The sequence below is a fragment of the Candidatus Binatia bacterium genome, assembly GCA_036563615.1.
Taxonomy (GTDB): domain Bacteria; phylum Desulfobacterota; class Binatia; order UBA12015; family UBA12015; genus DATCMB01.
In genome coordinates this window covers 17,652-34,192 of the sequence record DATCMB010000009.1, presented here as the reverse complement: position 1 = coordinate 34,192, position 16,541 = coordinate 17,652, and the positions used below count along the sequence as shown (strand labels likewise).

At 66.4% G+C, this 16,541-nt stretch carries 8 protein-coding genes; 3 read left to right on the top strand and 5 right to left on the bottom strand.

The features are described 5' to 3' along the window. Window positions 1-66: 66 nt before the first annotated feature. On the bottom strand, window positions 67-621 hold the full coding sequence (locus VIS07_07915) for an NAD(P)H-dependent oxidoreductase (GenBank protein ID HEY8515423.1): 555 nt from the start codon (window positions 619-621) through the stop codon (window positions 67-69). A 144-nt stretch (window positions 622-765) separates the two neighbouring features. Here VIS07_07915 and VIS07_07910 point away from each other — a divergent pair, with 144 nt between their 5' ends. The 3 genes from VIS07_07910 to VIS07_07900 are packed head-to-tail and all read left to right on the top strand — an operon-like array spanning window position 766 to window position 3,168. Beyond that, window positions 766-1,803: a pyridoxamine 5'-phosphate oxidase family protein gene (locus VIS07_07910; protein HEY8515422.1), complete on the top strand. Its 1,038-nt coding sequence runs from the start codon at window positions 766-768 to the stop codon at window positions 1,801-1,803. Between the two features lie 28 nt (window positions 1,804-1,831). Further along, on the top strand, window positions 1,832-2,992 hold the full coding sequence (locus VIS07_07905) for a PepSY domain-containing protein (GenBank protein HEY8515421.1): 1,161 nt from the start codon (window positions 1,832-1,834) through the stop codon (window positions 2,990-2,992). Beyond that, complete coding sequence (locus tag VIS07_07900; protein ID HEY8515420.1) at window positions 2,989-3,168, top strand: hypothetical protein; 180 nt, start codon at window positions 2,989-2,991, stop codon at window positions 3,166-3,168. The genes VIS07_07905 and VIS07_07900 overlap by 4 nt, the downstream gene beginning before the upstream one ends. A gap of 7 nt (window positions 3,169-3,175) precedes the next feature. Here the strand turns inward: VIS07_07900 and VIS07_07895 are convergent, their stop codons facing one another. The 4 genes from VIS07_07895 to VIS07_07880 form a co-directional block, all read right to left on the bottom strand. Further along, on the bottom strand, window positions 3,176-5,275 hold the full coding sequence (locus VIS07_07895) for a TonB-dependent siderophore receptor (protein HEY8515419.1): 2,100 nt from the start codon (window positions 5,273-5,275) through the stop codon (window positions 3,176-3,178). Window positions 5,276-5,728: 453 nt separating this feature from the next. After that, window positions 5,729-6,220 carry a hypothetical protein gene (locus VIS07_07890; protein HEY8515418.1) on the bottom strand — a complete coding sequence of 164 codons (492 nt, stop codon included), beginning with the start codon at window positions 6,218-6,220 and terminating at the stop codon, window positions 5,729-5,731. A 652-nt stretch (window positions 6,221-6,872) separates the two neighbouring features. Beyond that, window positions 6,873-12,239: a DEAD/DEAH box helicase gene (locus VIS07_07885; protein HEY8515417.1), complete on the bottom strand. Its 5,367-nt coding sequence runs from the start codon at window positions 12,237-12,239 to the stop codon at window positions 6,873-6,875. Further along, window positions 12,208-16,146: a hypothetical protein gene (locus tag VIS07_07880; protein ID HEY8515416.1), complete on the bottom strand. Its 3,939-nt coding sequence runs from the start codon at window positions 16,144-16,146 to the stop codon at window positions 12,208-12,210. Before VIS07_07880 ends, VIS07_07885 begins: the two co-directional genes overlap by 32 nt. Between the last annotated feature and the right edge of the window lie 395 nt (window positions 16,147-16,541).

The window sequence follows — 16,541 nt, the reverse complement described above, 5'->3', positions numbered from 1 at the left end:
AACGCCCGTCACCGCGGGCGCGCACTCGCCGTCAGCCGCGGGCGCGCGTCCGTCAGCCGTTGCCCGTCACCCTGCGTGCTTGCGCACCCAGACGCTATAGCGATCCATCCATTTCCGCAGGAAGCGCGCGGTGTCGGCATCCGCGAGGCGTCCGTCCGGACCGAATGACGCGTTGCTCACCGTGATGAACGCCTCCGGCTGCCCGAGCACCGGCACGTCGAGGCACGCGAGGACGTTGCGCAGGTGCTGCTGCGCAAGCGCGGTGCCGATCTTGCCCATCGAGGCGCCGATCACGCCCGCGGGCTTTCCGGCCCAGGCATTCTGGCCATGCGGCCGCGACGCGTGGTCGATCGCGTTCTTCAGCACGCCGGGGATCGAGCGGTTGTACTCCGGGGTGACGAAGAGCAGGCCCTGCGCGGCGGCGATCTCCTGCTTGAGGCGCCGCACGCTGTCCGCCGGGTTGCCGTCGTCGTCCTGGTTGTAGAGCGGCAGGTCGTCGATGCGCAGCTGCTCGAAGGAGAAGTCCGGCGGTCCGATCGCGATGAGCTCCTGCGCGAGCCGCTTGTTGAAGGACTCGCGCCGCAGGCTGCCGACCACCACGGCGATGCGATACGTGCTCATGGGCTCCTCCTCCTGCTCCGGTTGTCGGCTCGACGCTACCACGGGCGCGCACGCGGCTCGTCATCGCCGGCGCGAGGGCGTCGGCGCGCGCTCGGGTCGCGCCACGATATTGAAAGTCATTTTCAACAAGGCTACGGAGCGTCGATGACCGCGATCCGCACGGTGGCCGAGCTCGAGCAGGTCGTCGGCTCGCGCCCGCTCGGCGCGCTGATGAAGTCGGTGCGCACGCTCGACGAGCACTGCGTGCGCCTGCTGGCGCTGTCGCCGTTCGCGGTGGTCGGCTTCGCCGCCGCCGACGGCCGCGCGCGCGCCACCATCGCCGGCGGCGCGCCGGGCTTCGCGCGCGTCCTCGACCCGACGCATCTGCGCATCGAGCTCGACGAGGCCGCGACCGTCGATCCGAGCGTCGGCTGCGCCCTCCTCTTCTTCATCCCGGGGCTCGGCGAGACCCTGCGCGTCAACGGACGTGCGACGATCGAGGGCGCGACGCTCACCGTCACGGTCGAGGAGGCGTTCGCGCACTGCGCGAAGGCGCTTCTGCGCTCGTCGTTCTGGTCGCTGCAGGAGCAATCGACGCAGGCGGGCGCGCTCGAGGGCGAGGCGAGCGGCGTGCTCGCCGAGCCGCACGTGCGCGAGAAGCTCGGGCGCACGCCGTTCGTCGCGCTGGTGTCCTGGGACGCGCAGGGGCGCGCGGACGCGAGCCCCAAGGGCGATCCGCCGAGCTTCCTGCGGATCTGGGACGGCAAGCTCGCGGTGCCCGACCGCCCCGGCAACCGGCGCACCGACACCTTCCACAACGTCCTCGAGCAGCCGCGCGTCGCGCTGCTCGCGCTCGCGCCGGGCGACGACTGGATCCTCGAGGTCTCGGGCGTCGCGTCGCTGACCGTCGAGCCCTCTCTGCTCGCGTCGATGGCCGTGCAGGGCAAGACGCCGAAGATCGCGCTGCTGCTCGAGGCGCAGGACGCGGACCTGCGCAGGAGCCAGGCCCTCGCCAAGGCCGTGCCGTGGGATCCCGCGCGCAGCGTGCCGCGCGAGGAGCTGCCCGACATGGCGGGCGTGTTCGTCGACCACGTCAAGCAAAACGACCGTCGCGGCGTCGCGGCGAGCGCGATCCGCGCGCTGCTCTCGAAGGGCATGATGCGGCGCGCGCTCGCGCACGACTACGAGAAGAACCGCTACTGAGCGGCTGCCCGCACGCCGCGCCGCGCCCATGACGTCGCGATCTCCGTCCCGCTGGTTCCGGTTCAACTGCTGGCTGCACCGCTGGACGAGCCTCGTCGCGACGCCGTTCTTCCTCGTGCTGTGCTTGACGGGCACGGTGCTGATCTTCCACGAGGAGATCGACGACCTGCTCGGCGTCGTGCCCGAGGTCGAGGCCGATCCGGCGACGCAGCGCCCGATCGCCGATTCGGTCGCGCGCGTGCTCGCCGCGTTTCCCGACGAGCGGGTCGGCAGCGTCAGCATCGATCCCGAGAACCACCCGGGCGTGCTGCTGGTCGCGACGCTGCCGAACGACGGCGCGGGCGATTTCAACGACGCCAGCCTGCGCTTCACGGATCTCACGAGCGGCGAGCCGATCGACGCGCGCGATCCCTCGAAGTCGCTGACCGGAGTGCTCCTCGAGCTGCACGCGCAGTGGTTCCTGGGTCCGTTCGGTGAGCTCTTCGGCGCGCTGATCGCGCTGCTCGTGCTGCTGTCGCTGCTCTCGGGGCTCGTCGTGTACGCGCCGTACGCGCGGCGCGTCGCCTTCGGCATGCTGCGTCGCGGGCGCGGCGCGCGCATCCTGCAGATCGACCTGCACAACCTGATCGGCACGGCCGTGCTCGGCTGGGCTCTGGTGGTGACCGTCACCGGGCTGCTGCTCGGCTTCTCGACGCTCGCGATCGGCATCTGGCAGGCGACCGAGCTCGCGGGTCTGCGCGCGCACGCGGACGGCCTCGAGCCCGTCGACGTGCGCAACCCGCCGGTCGACGTCGATCGCGCCTTCGCCGCGGCGCGCGCGAGCGCGCCGCCGGGCTGGAAGGTGGTCACGGCGATCTTCCCCGGGACGCAGTTCTCGACGCCGCGGCACTACACGGTGCTGCTCGAAGGCACCGAGGGCATCGAGCAGCGGCTGTTCCGCGTCGCCGCGATCGATGCGGCGACCGGCGAGGTCGCGGCGGCGGTCGCGCCGCCGGCGTATCTCAAGGCGATCGTGCTCTCGCAGCCGCTGCACTTCGGCGACTATGGCGGGCTGCCGCTCAAGCTGCTGTGGACCGCGTGCACCTGGCTCACGCTGTTCATCACCGCGAACGGCGCGTGGCTCTGGTGGGACCGCCGTCGTCGGCGCCGCCGGATGCCGGTGCGCTTCGAGGAGGAGGTCGCGGCGTGAACGGTCAGCGCGCGACGCTCACGCTCGTCGTCGTGCTCGCGGTGCTCGCCGTCGCGGGCATCGTCGGCATGCTGCTCGCCGAGAACCCGGCCGCCGACGGCGCCGCCTTCCTGGTCGCGACGCTGCCGCTCGTCGTCGCCGCCTGGGCCTGCTGGGCGCGGCGCGGGACGTCTTGAGAGCGCCTCAGAACACGTAGCGCACGCTGCCGAGGAACGTCCGCGCGGTGCCGTAGAAGCAGGTCTCGAGCGTGTAGCAGCTGGCGTAGGTGCGATCGAAGACGTTGGTCACGTTGAGCGCCACGCGCCACGGGCCCGTCTCGTAGTGCAGCACCGCGTCGACGAGGGTGAAGCCGGGCACGGCGAGCGTGTTCTCCAGATCGCCGAAGGTCGGGCCGACGTAGCGCACGCCGGCGCCGACGCCGAGCCCGGCGAGCACGCCGCTCGGCTGCGTGTAGTCGAGCCAGCCCGACGCGAGCTCCTTCGGCACCGGCACCGGACGCTTGCCGAGCGCGCCGGGGATGGTGGTCTTGGTGTTCTTGACGTCGGCGTACGAGTACGACGCGACCGCGCTGAGCCCGTCGGCCAGCGTCGCGACGACCTCGATCTCGCCGCCGCGCGACTGCACCTCGCCGATCTGGATCGAGTTCAGCGGAATCTCCGGATCTGGCGTCAGCACGTTGCTCTGCGTGATGTCGAACAGCGCCGCGGTGACGAGGACGTTCCAGCCCGGCGGCTCATACTTGACGCCGATCTCGCCGGACTCGGCGGTGCTCGGCTCGAACGGGTCGCCGAACAGGTCGACGCCCTCGATCGGCTCGAACGACGTCGCGTAGGTGCCGTACGGCGCGATCCCGAAGTCGGTCAGGTAGAGGACGCCGACGCGCCAGCTCGGCTTGCGGTCGCGCTGGCTCGTCTTCACGCCGTACAGGCGATCGTTGGTGTCGCTGTCGGCCCAGTCGTAGCGGCCTCCCGCGAGCAGCACGAGACGCTCGAAGAGCGTCACCTGGTGCTGCGTGTAGAGCCCGAGCTGGAACTGCTCGGTGACCGCGTCCACGGTCGGTAGCGGCGTGGTGATGTTCACCTGGCCGTAGACCGGCGCGTACACGTCGAGCGTCGTGAGCCCACCGAAGAAGGTGCGGCCGTCGTCCTTGAACAGGCTCAGGTCGATGCCGAAGAGGCTCGTCACCTCGACGCCGTCGACGCTCCAGCGCGCCTGCGCCTGGTTGTCGAGAAGAAAGTTCACCACCTGGTGGTCGTCCCGATACGGGAAGCGCTTGAGCGTTCTCAGATCGGGCTCGAAACCGTTGCCGAAGACGGCCTTGGTCGAGAACTCGCCGTAGCCGAAGCGCAGGTTCTGGCGCAGCGTCCAGGTGTCGTCGACGTGGTGGCTCGCCGCGTAGCCCGCGAGGACCTGGTAGCGCTCCATCGAGTTGAAGTCCGGCTCTCCGACGAAGCGGCTGCGGGGGATGCGTCCGTTCGGATTGAAGGTGACGGTCCCCTGCGGCGGCAGGTACTGGTTGAGCGAGGTGTCGTCGTAGAGGAAGCTCGTCAAGAAGACGATCTCGGTGTCGGGGGTCGGACGCCAGCCGATCGACGGCGCGACGTAGGCCCGGTCGTTGGGCACGAAGTCGACCTGCGTGTCGGCGTGGCGCAGCAGCGACACGACCCGGTACGACCAGTCGCTGTCGCCGATCGCGCTGCCCACGTCGAAGGCTCCCTCGACGTTCTCGAAGCTGCCGCCCTCGAGGACGAGCTCGTAGTGCGGCTGCGGACGCGGCCGCTTCGAGATCTGATTGACGATGCCGCCCGGCGCCGACTGCCCGTAGAGCACGGACGACGGCCCGCGCAGGACGTCGATGCGCTCGAGCCCGTAGGGCTCGATGCGGAAGCCCATGTTGCTCAGCTGCTGGCGCAGGCCGTCGAGGTAGAGGCCGTTCGCCGACTGGTCGAAGCCGCGGACGAAGAGGAAGTCGTAGCGGCTGTCCGCGCCGTACGGCTCCGCGAGGACGCTCGCCGTGTAGCGCAGCGCGCCCGCGACCGTCTGCACGTTCTGCGCCGTCATCTGATCGCGCGTCACGACCGCGATCGACTGCGGCGTCTCGATGATCGGCGTCTCGGTCTTGGTCGCGGTCGCCGAGTCGTACGCCACGTAGCCGTCGACCGGCCCGAAGGCGTCGCTCTTGTCGCCGGCGACCTCCATCGGGTCGAGCACGAAGAGCGGGGGCGCCTCGCCGGGCGTGGGCGACGGCTGCGGCTCGGGCGGCGTCTGTGCGGTCGCGCGCACGGGCGTGAGGAGCGCGGTCGCGAGGAGCAGCGCGAGGGTGAGAGCGTGGAGCGCTGGTCGCGGGCATGCGACGCGTCGCGGAGGTTGCGAGGTGGCGCGTGCGCCTCGCGTGCGGTCCGCGGGGGGAATGGAAGTGGAGTTCATGCGTGATTCGAGAGTCACGTGCGCGGGGTCCGTGCCGTGCGGCGCTCGGAGCGCGTTGCGGCGCTGCAAGCGCAGCGGCGGCGTGGGGGCCACGCGTTGGCCGCCGGCTCGATGAAATTGAATGTCATTATCATTGAGGCGGCGGCGCGCAATCGTGCGCGGCGTTGAAGCGACGTTTTTGGGCCTCGAGGCCGCGAGCGATCAGCGTCCGGGGCTCGCCGGAGTGCTTTGCCGCGCGAGGATTTTGCGCGGCGTCTAGTCGGCTGCGGCGCGAGGGGCGCGGCGCTCTTCGGGTGCGAGGTTCGGACGCTAGCGGCAGTCTTGCCCGCCGAAGACGTTCGGGCGGCAGGTCACGGTGCGGCCGTCCGGCAGGCGGTAGTCCGCCCCACCGAAGATGTTCGGTCGCGAGGTGACGACGCGACCGTCCGGGAGGCGGTAGTCGTCACCGCCGAAGACGTTCGGGCGACTGGTGATCGTACCCTGCGGCGTCGTCGTGTCGTGGCCGCCGAAGACGTTGGGACGCGAGGTCGTGCGCGTGCCGTCGCCGTGGGTGGTGTCGTAGCCGCCGAAGATGTTCGGGCGGGAGGAGGAGCGGACGCCGTCGCCGGTGCAGTCCTCGCCGCCGAAGATGTTGGGGCGGCAGGTGACGTCGGCTCTGGCGGAAGTCAGCGTGGCTGCGAGCAATGCGGGGAGGAAAAGGAGAAAGCCAAGCCGGCCACCTGCGGGTGTTCCGGAGATGCGGCTCGTCCCGCCGTCGAACACGCCATGGCGGTCCGGTTTGGTTCCCTCATTGGTACCCATTGCTGCGCGCCCATTCCCGGTGGCACTGCGACTACGGCTCAGATTCGTCGTCGAGTGGCTCGTAGTCGGGGTACGAATCGTAGCGACCATCCGTGGTCCGAATGATCGGCTCGCCACACATCTGCGGATCGCCCCTGCGACCTCGCCAACGAGACGTTGGTGTAGAACGTTGAAGCAAGCTGATCTCACGCGCATCCACTTTCGCGGCCGTACTCGAAAAACGAACGACGACGCGCTCCTCGCCGTCGCTACCGATCGAGCTCTTTAGAACTTTTCCCTGGTCCCTCGTCGGATGCGAGACTTCATCATCCTTTTGAAAGCGCGGCGCTGGTGCCACGTAGGAGACACTGTCACTTGCAGCACTCGCTGAACTCTGGACCGGTATCCGCAGGATTCGGTCGTAAGCCTCCTTCCTCAAGGGATCAGAGAGAATCTCGTAGACCGCTCGCAATTTTCTTCTTTTCCTGAATATTTCTCCGGGACTCAGACCTAAGTCTCGCATTCTATCCAGCTCGCGACAGCGCTCAATATATGCTTCCACGACATCGTCGAGCGAAGCACAATCGGGGAGCCCCAGGATTGCATAGTGTGTACGTTCCATTCACGATCTCGCGCGTCCAAGTCGATCCCCGATCGCCTGGAAATCGACGTTTTAAGCAGCTACAGATAGTGCACGGCGAATGTCGTCTAACTGCTCGCATGCAGACTTCACTGCGAACAGTGTCCAATGACCAAGTGTCTCCACTTCGTCGACTGGATCGACGTACACGCCAACACGAGCAGAGGGCCAGGCCACCTCGAGCTCTGCGACAACGCGCCCCGTCCCATCAACTACCTCGTACCCAACCTGCGGAAGTGGTGTTCCACCAGCGATAAGCTGCTGGATCGCCTCTCGAAGCTCCTCGTCATTGATGAGAGACAAGACGGCTTGTTCGGCGCCGGCAGGCTGTCGCCGCCGGCGCGCCGCCACCGCCGCTACACCCAGCACGGATTCCAAGAACGTCTTCGCCACGCCTCGCGACAGCTGCGTGTGAAACCGCTGGTTTCCGAACGAGCGAAGGCATTCGTAGCAGCTAGTCGTTTCCTCACAGGAGCACTCCGATACCCTTCGCAGTGCTTCAGCGAGCGCGTTCGGCATGTGCTCGTAGATGCGGGCCACGTGACCGGCCCCGCCCGGCACGGCGTCGTACAGGAACACGCAACCATTGTCGTCGCGTCCGCGCCGCCAGGTCGCATTCAGATCCTCTCGGCGGATTCCCAGGGCCTGCGTCACGCCCTCGAGAATTGCGTAGGCGATCGACGCCCAGTTACTCGGAAATGGCGCGAGAGCTGGATCGATGCGAAGTTCCAGAACATCGGTTAGGAAGTCGTGACCGAGGTCCACCCCCCATGTCAGCTGCCCACGGCACATCCCACCGTGTGGCCTGCGATGCTCCCGCGAGCGAGAGCGCCTCAAAGCTAGGATCACCGGCTCGGCGAAGCCGCAATCTTGGCAAAGCCGAAAACCAACTCCCCGACCTTTATTGATCGTAAGGAAGCGGCCGACGAGCGGTCGCCCGATACGCAACCCGGGCCAGCGCTCAATGAACTCAGGGGCCGCACCCCCAACGTAGCTCTCGAAGGCGATGCGGCTCGCATACTGGCGTTCCGGGCGACGGGTACCGCTGCGTCGCGGCTTCTCGTCGCTCGTGACGAAGCCGAACTCGGGACGGATGTAGCGACGCATCCCTCGTTGCACCGCCTGGCCACAGCCTGAGCACTCGGTAATTTCGTTCGTCCCGCGCGCGGTCACGACGGTGCCGCAATCGCATTCGAAGTATCTCGTCTCCTCCAGGCGGCGCTCCGGAAGGACCTTGAGACCTGCCGATCGCCAGACATGTCCCGCAGCGACGACCTCGGCTCCTGGAGCGTACTCGGCGATCGCCAAGGCGAGATCGCGCGTCAAATCCAAGCCGATCTCCTCCCCTGAATCCGAAGCCGCTTTGCGCGCCTGCGGATCGATCGCCAGGCCTACGACATCCACGGGGAAACCGTACTTCGGAAATAGCCCACGGTTTGCGAGTACACCGAGCAGCGGGCGGCGTTCGACGGTGTGGCGAAGGTACTGAAAAAGGGCAGCCTTCTTGTGCTGCCTCGCCTCCGATGCGCCGATCTCGGCCTCGCGGTAGCGTCGACAGTCGGTTTCAAACTCCGCCTGGACATCTCGCAGAGATACTCTCCGAGATTCCTCTCGAGTGCCGATCAGCTCATCGACCCAGCCCCAAGAATCCAACTGGAGCACTTCGGACAACTCGGGAGGGACAACTACTCGGAGCTCACGGGCCAATGTTGACGGACGCTCCCGCAGGTAGCGCTCGAAGCGAGCGACACCGTCCTCGCCTGGTTCGGTTCGTTGCAACAGAGCTGCCGCATCGCCCGAGCCGAACGCAGACGGATCGTGCTGAAAAAAGCTGCCGAACGCAGTGGCGAACAGGTGACGCCGAACGATCTGCAGGTTGTCGAGTCGAAAGGTTGGCGGCCGAACGCGGCCGGAGATCATTCGCAACGGGGCACGGAAGAACGAAAGATCGTGCGAGCGGCGCTGAGCGTACGTCACCACGACTGCGGCAGCGCCGAGTCGTCGCCCCGCACGCCCGGCGCGCTGCGCGTAGTTGGCCGGCGTCGGAGGCATGTTGCGCATGAGAATCGTATCGAGCTCGCCCAAATCGACACCCAGCTCGAACGTCGTCGAGCAGCTCAAGACGTCGATGTCTCCGTCACTGAACCGACTCTGCGTTTCCGCGGCAGAGAGCGAGTCGAGCTGGGCCGTGTGCTCGCGAGCAACCATCCAGATCTCGCGCATGCGGTGATAGCGATCTCGGACGTGTGCGCGCGCATCGAAGCGCTCTGCGTCCTGAACCTCTTCCAATGTCCCCTCGCAGCGGTAGGTCGGACAGACACCCGAGACCGAGTGCGCCGAAAAGATTCCGCAGTGGTTACAACGGAACTGCTTCAGCATACCGGCGGGAACAACCTCCCATTCGTGAGGTCGAAGCGAGTAGAGAATACCGCCACCGTGTCGCGACGCTGGCTGGTCCATGTACGCAAGCAGGAACGAACTCCCCGCGCGCGTCATGTAGCGATCGAACATCTCGCGCAGGAACGTGCGCAGCTGATCGTCGGAAAGAGGTATCTGGCGGCGTTCGACGAGTCGTCGCAAATAATCCAGCCTTGCATTCGAGCTCTCCCTTCTTTGCGGGCACCAGGCAAGGGAATACCTGTCATTCGGGGCACGCTGGAGAACAACGCTGCGCCCTGCGCGTGCGGGAGCGAACACCGCCGCGTCGGGCCGAACGTCCGCGACGAGCGTCATGCAGTACGCGTCGCGAAGGCTGTCGACCAGAATCTGCACCACCGACCACGCCTCCTCCGGCGACAGCAGCCATGGCGCTTTGAATAAGGGCTGTGGTGGAAGCACGTCGCAACGTCGCCGAAGGCGAAAGTCGACGAGCCCCATCGCCTCGAGGCCACGGCGATCCTTCGCGGAATGCATCAGCTCAGCGAGCAGCCATCCCCAGACCTCTCGCTCGATGTCGCCCGTGGTCGCGCTCCGACCGAGCCACTCTTGCTTCTCCACCATCGTAACCAGTCGTTGGGCGAGGTCACCGATCGGAACGGGACGGTTGCTCCTCTCAACGACCGACAGGATCATGTGAGAGCGAAGCGCACGGCGATAGAGCGTCTCGAGGTAAGGCGCGAAGTACGCCGCGTCCTGCCGGCTGTCGGAAAAAGTGAGGAGCTTCCTCTTCGGCTCTCCGTGCCGGACGACGCCTTCGTTCAGGACTTGAAAGAGCGTCGTCGCCACCTCGGCCACCGGCTCATCGGTTCCGGTGTAGAGCGTTTGAAGAACGTCGCGCTGCAGCGACCGCGAGCCGCACGACGGACATTGCTGAAGCTCACGGCCCCGACTCGGTAACCGGGTGACCTCAATCGCTGCCTCCTCGGGGCAGCCGCAGAGGAGAGGTCGATCAGGGACCTCCACGGCACCGCAGGCACGGCACAGGCGGACGCGGGGAAACTCGGGCGTGCCGGCGCTTGAGCTCCTTGCCGCTGCAGCTCTCTCCGCAGGCGACTCCGCGCATTCTAGAGGCGACGCAGGACGAGCACTTGTGTCGTCACCGAGCCCGGCCGGATTCGCTTCGTCCAAGGCGAGCTCGTCCTCGTTTTCCGCGGGCGCGGTCCAGACGCGCAAAGAGAAGAACGCACGTTTTCCGCGTTCCTCTTCAAGAAGCGCCGCCTGTGTCGGATCTTCGCTGCTGAGGCGGACAACACCGCTCTCGTCGCTCAACGTTCCGACAAGAATTTCCTCGCCGCACCGCCTGCACGCGCCGATCTCGAACACTCCGAGACCCTCACAAGAGGCGCAGGTCTTTCGCCGCTCCAAATGCAAACGCGGACCACGTCCGTCGTGATCACCGAGGCACACGAAGCCGCCTTCGAGAGCCCTGACGAAGAAGTGGTAGCGCGCAGTGAGGAGCGGAGCGCGTGTGGCGCCACCAGAGGCACGCGTGGCCAACGAGATCAGCGCCAGCAACGCGTTGAGCCGAGCTGGCCTTTCCAGAGGTTCCTCTTCAAATACTTTCTCGGCGACCTCTCCCACCTCTCGCGGACCGTGTGCGCACGCCTCGCGCAGGAGCCGTATCCGAGCGTCCGCGCGGAGAATCTCGTAGAGACCAGCGCTGATGTCGACGTCAGCAAGCGAAGTATGGCCAGTGGAGCCGCTCGGCTCGTTCACGCCCCAATCCCACTCGTCACCTTGTCGGGCATCGGGCGTCGAAGCCGCCGTAGGTGGCGCACCTACTGCTCGAAGGGCTTCGAGAGCGCGCTCGGCGACATCCGGCGGGAGATTCGCCTCCCCGTCGTAGAGAACAGCCGAGAGCGCGTCGAAAGAGATCGCGTCGCCTTCGACCAGAGAGGCAAGGCGGGAGTAGAAGCCTGCGGCGCTCCCGGGTCGTTCGTCAGCCTCTCGCGGTGGTGCGATGCGCACCGCTTCGATCACATCGATGGCACCGGACTCTGGGTCGCGACCAAAAGGTTCACCGAACAGCGCGGACGCGAAGCTAGCGACATCGGTTCGGTCGCGGTTGCTTCCGCCGAGCGTCGCGCTGCTTCCCACGCACCGGAGCTGACCGGTCGTCGCGATTCCTGCACGGGCTTTTAGCCGCCGCAGCAGCATGGCGATCTCGGTGCCCTTCGCGCCGTCGTACGAATGCACCTCGTCCAAGACCAGGAAACGCCACAGCGATGCCGCCTCCGGAGCGAAAAAGGGGCTGTCTTGCGGACGCACGAGCAGGTACTCGAGCATCGCGAAGTTGGTCACGAGAATGTGCGGAGGACGCTCCCACATCTCCTCGCGGCTCTTGAGCTCGTTCCTCAGCATCGGCTCGTTGAGCCAGAGCTTGCGAAAGAGCCGTCGCGCATCTTCCGAGCGGCGTGGCGTTTCACCGATGTAACGCCCAAAGGTGATGTCCGGACAGAAGGTGAGCAACGTTCGTATCCGCCGTAGCTGGTCGTTCGCTAAGGCGTTCATTGGGTAGAGCAGGAGCGTCCTGACGCCGGTTTGCGAAAGGGTCCCCGCGCGGCGCTCCTCGAGCAGGTGGCTCAGGATCGGGAGAAGATACGTTTCCGTTTTGCCACTTCCCGTACCTGTCGCGACGAGGACGTTGCGCCCCACCGCCATGCGCTCGATCGCGCGCTCCTGATGGAGGTACAGCGGACGGTCCGGCGGCAGGGCTTCGGGATTCAGGTCGACGAGGCTCGACGACAACGCGCCTTCGGCGGCAAGCTGGCGAACCGTTTTGCCGGTCGCGAAGGGGGGATTGAGCTCGAGATACGGCCCCGAGAACAGTCGGTCGTCGGCCGCGATCTGCTCGCTAAACTGAGCTCGCAACGACTCCGACTTGAAGAAAAATCGACTCTCTAAATAGCTCCTGTAGTCACGCTTCAGATTACGCGTCAGCTTGGACGGATCGATCGGCATTCGGCCACCTTCGGGCGGATGACGTTGCCTCCGCGAGGCACACCATCATGAGGTCGTGGGCAACAAGCTCCGGCACGCACTCGATCAAGGTCGGCAGGATGCGGTCGAGCATCTCCTCGCTGATCGGGAACAGCGCGCTGCGGCCGAGACCACGCCACAGCATGGTCGCGACGGCCGCACCACAGACGAGCGGTACCGCGTAGAGAGGCTCCGGGTGTGCGTTGGGAATCCAGCGTTTCCGCAGAGCTTGAACGGTCCACCTCGACAGACCGCCGTTCACGCTGGACTCCATGAAGACCGCGAGATCGGGCACGAGCTCGGCACACAAATCCGAGAGGCGCTTCACGACGGTCTCATTGGCACGCAAGCACCACGCGAGATTCGCAGCCACGAACGCGGCCGGACCGACGGCCTCTACCGGAAGCCGAGAGTGGTCCTCGATCTGCCGCAGAACCGCACGTTGCTGGCGGCGAACGAGTTGGAGAATCTGGTACTCGGGCGGACCGCCAAACAAAGGGCAATCGCGACCATAAGAGACCACCAGCACCGCATCGGCAAGCACATTTGCCGGGAGTGAGGCGATCACGTCCGGTAGGCCTTCACCATCGCTTTCCTCGAACGTCCATGCGCCATCGGGCTGCCGCTGAACGAGCGCCTTGCCACCGTCTTCGAGGACAATCTCCACGGAGACGCCCGGCGAAAAGGACTCGACGGCGAAGGGCCCGAGTTCCTCGCCACTCACAATACGACCCACACGTGCGCGAAAGAGCTCGTCCCCGGCTCGTGTCTTGAAGCCGAGGAGGGCGCCCGGCGCGACGGCACAGACGCGCTTCACCGTTTCGGCACCAAGATTCGCCTCGATCCGTCGAGCCGCGTCGAGCGGAGCGACCTCGAGCAGGATCGTATCCGCCCAAAGTCCAAGCGGCGGCCACAGCCGCCACAGGCTCTCCATCGTATCCGGCCCCATTCGACGACGGGCCTCCTCGTTGGCCCCGAGCTCCGCGCGCAGTGCTGCGCCGCGCGCGAACACTCCGCTCTCAAGCAGCGCACGACCTTCGAACTGCCCCTCGAACCCGGTCAGCGCGGCAAGCGTGCAACTCGGAGGAAGCCGCTGCAGGAGCCGGTCGAGCCCATGCAGCACGCTCGAAGGCGAGTCGGCCCGCCCCAAGGTCGTGCGCGCCGCGAGAATCCTGTGCGCAAATTCCGTGGACGCCGGAACGTCGATCGAGAAGATGTCGGATGCCGAAGTCGCTCCGGAGGTGAGATCGATCAGCGCCGTCGCCAGGACCGCCGTGGCTTCGGCTTCCGTGTCCCCGGCTCGCAAGCCGTCGCTGAGCTCAGGTTGCTCGCACGAGCCTCGATCGATCTCGGATTCGCCGCGAGCTTCCGGCCAACGAGCCTTGCGACGCCACTCCTCGGGATCGCCGACGTCGACGGTCAACGCGGAAACTGCGGCGCGTTGGAATTCCTGCGTCCAACCGTCCAGGACCCCGAGGCTCGCGAGGTACCTTCCAGGCTCGACTCCCAGGACTTCGTGTCGGTCTCGCGCCGTGTCAGGGATCGGCAAATGCCGAGGGCCGTTCCACGGCGTGAGCAATGACACGATCTCGATGCAGCGCTCGGCAACAGGAAACTGGTCGTGCCAATGGAAGCACAACCGATCACCGTCCACGTCGCACGAGAACCCCGACGGTGCCCAGGTCTGGGTTAGCTCTCCGCATCGCAGAAGTACCGTTCGGTCGCCGAGGTCGAGCTCGCAGCGCACCTCGAGCCGCGAAGCTCCACTCGCCGACGCAGCGGTCACGGCGGGGAGCAAGTCGAAGCGGCAAAAGCCGCCCTCATCGTAGCTCAACGACGAACGGAAGAGATCGGAATCCGCCCCGGCGACCACCAATTCGGCTCGACACGGCAATCCCTGCGGGGTGACGAGCCGCAGCAGGAGCGTCGGCGAGGTCGCGACCGCATCGCGCATGGGCAAAGCGAACGGCTCTCGACCCCACCGGATGAGATGACGCCCGCCCGCAGGATCGTAGAGCGCCCAGGTTGGCGTTCGGCCTCCGATCTCGACCGGAATCTGCTGCGGTCGGCCTCCCAGACCTCGAAGCTCGAGAACGAGCCTTTCGCCGGTTGCCGGTGCACGTGTCGTCCAGCGATTGCGGCCGGCGGGCGCGACAGCCCCGCGCAACGTGCCTCCGGTCGGCGTCGTTATGGTGTACTCAACCTCATCACGAATGCCCTGCCCGTCCAGCCAGGAGCACTCGATCTGGAGCTCGGGAATGATACGCAGGTGGAAGCGCGCGTCCTGACCGAGCGGCCCGCGCACGCGAAGCGACATCTCGCCCCACGGTGCGGCCCCCATTGCAAAGAGGTCATCGAGGCGAATCGCCGCCCCGCGCGCCGAGTTTTGTGATTGAACAAGATGCTCCTTTCCGGCAAGGGGAACGATCTCGGCCTCGCGCGGTCCGTCGACCTCGGCAAGCGAACGCATCTCGACCGACCACGCCTCGAGCTCGGCGGCCAGCGACTGCGCAGACACGCGAGGAAGTCGCAAGATCGGAGCCGCGCCCACGAACACCCGGCAGTCGTCACGAGCGATGGCTTCGTCGCCTTCGACCGCCTCAAGGGTCGGTGAGTCCACCGCGTCCTGAAGCTCGACCTCGAGCTGCACTTGGCCAGCGTCGTCGACGACGAGCAGAGTCTCCTTTTCGGCCAGGTCGTAGACGAATGCGTGCAAATCCGACCACGACAGAGGTAACGGCCGTGCGATCTCTTCGACGATCCGCGCGGGCGCTTCGCCATCCTCGCCTCGCACACGGATCTGCAGCCGTTGCGGATGGGCGATCCCGACGAGTTGCGCGCCAAGAGAGCGCCTGGGCACTGTCCTGAGCGAATCCGGATCGAAAAAGAGAAGCGGCGCTTGTCGCGTAACGCCTTCGATGGTCCACGATGCGACGTGCGAACCTTTGACCGTCGCGTGAACGCGAAGGGAGCTGAACGGTTCGCCCAAGATGACCGACTCGGGCCGCGTATGCTCTTCTCCCGGAAGTGCGCGAGCGTCGATGCGCACAGGCCCTCGAGAGTCCTGCTCGATGATCCACTGAAGTGCCGGTTCGTCGGGCTCGAGCTTCTGCGAGGGGAGATCGAGGACGACGCCTTCGTGAGGATCGAGCCCGAGCTGGGGCCGGCGCAGCGATCGAGCCGCGCGCGTCGTACGCGTGCGGCGATCGATTCCGGCTTTCTCTGCCCACTCGCGATACGCTTCGACCACGCGAGCAGGGAGGCCGAGCTCGTCGGCCACCGGCAGGTAGCCTTGCAAGCGCCACAGCCGGTCCATGTCGAGCGCACGCTCGACGAAGCCTTCGGCGATGCGATCGCCGAACACGATGAATCGCTCGGTCGCACGGCGCAGGTAAAGGCGCGTAGCCTCGAGGCGGAGCTCGTCGAAGGATCCTCCGTCACCGATCCCAAGCTCGGCCGCGCGCGGCAGGACCTTCTCGAAGAACTCCGGCAAGCACGAGCGCGGGATCCCGCAATGGCCGAGGATCGGCCCGAGGTAGTGCCAACGCGTCTTCAGACGATGGAATCGAGGTAGGCCCCTGTCGCGGAGGAGCTTGAGGAACGCCTGACCGAACCTCGTCGAACAGTTGCCGATGTCGACGATACCGATCTTCCGCAGCGTCGGCGGCCAGTACTCTCCCGACTCGAAGTTGTAGAACGCCTCGTTCACCAGCCATGTTCCGGTCACGAGCTGCCATGTCTCGGTGACGAACGAAGTGCCAGCAATCTGCCCAGCCTCCTCGATGAGGGCGCGCAGGTGGCTGGCGATTAAGTCGCAGGAATCCAGCGAGAGGACGATCTCTCCCAGCAGCGTCTTTCCCCGCAGCAGGGACGAGAACTCCACTTCCATGCGGTCGAGGAAGTGCTCGGTGGACGGAGGGGGTGTGAACCGGCGCATCTGGGGGCCGAAGCAAAAAGAAGCTCGGATGCCCGCGTCTAGCTCGATCTTTGTACGACGGGCAAGACCCACTGACGCATCTGGTATCACCCGCGGTGGACAGCGGTTGGGTGCGCGTCTCCACAGCGGCAGTTGACCGCCGCTGCCCAATCCTCGAGTGGTGGCCGCCGAGCGTCCCCTGGCTCCAGGCTCCCCGTGGATGTTTCTCCCAGCAGCGCCACTGCCCGTCTCAGCCCACGAGAACGCCACCTCCTGGAACGCCTTGCTGCCGCCGTAGACCCCGTCGACGTCGTACAGCTCACACGGCGCGTGACGGCGCACGTCGCCGCCGCCACGGCGATACTAAG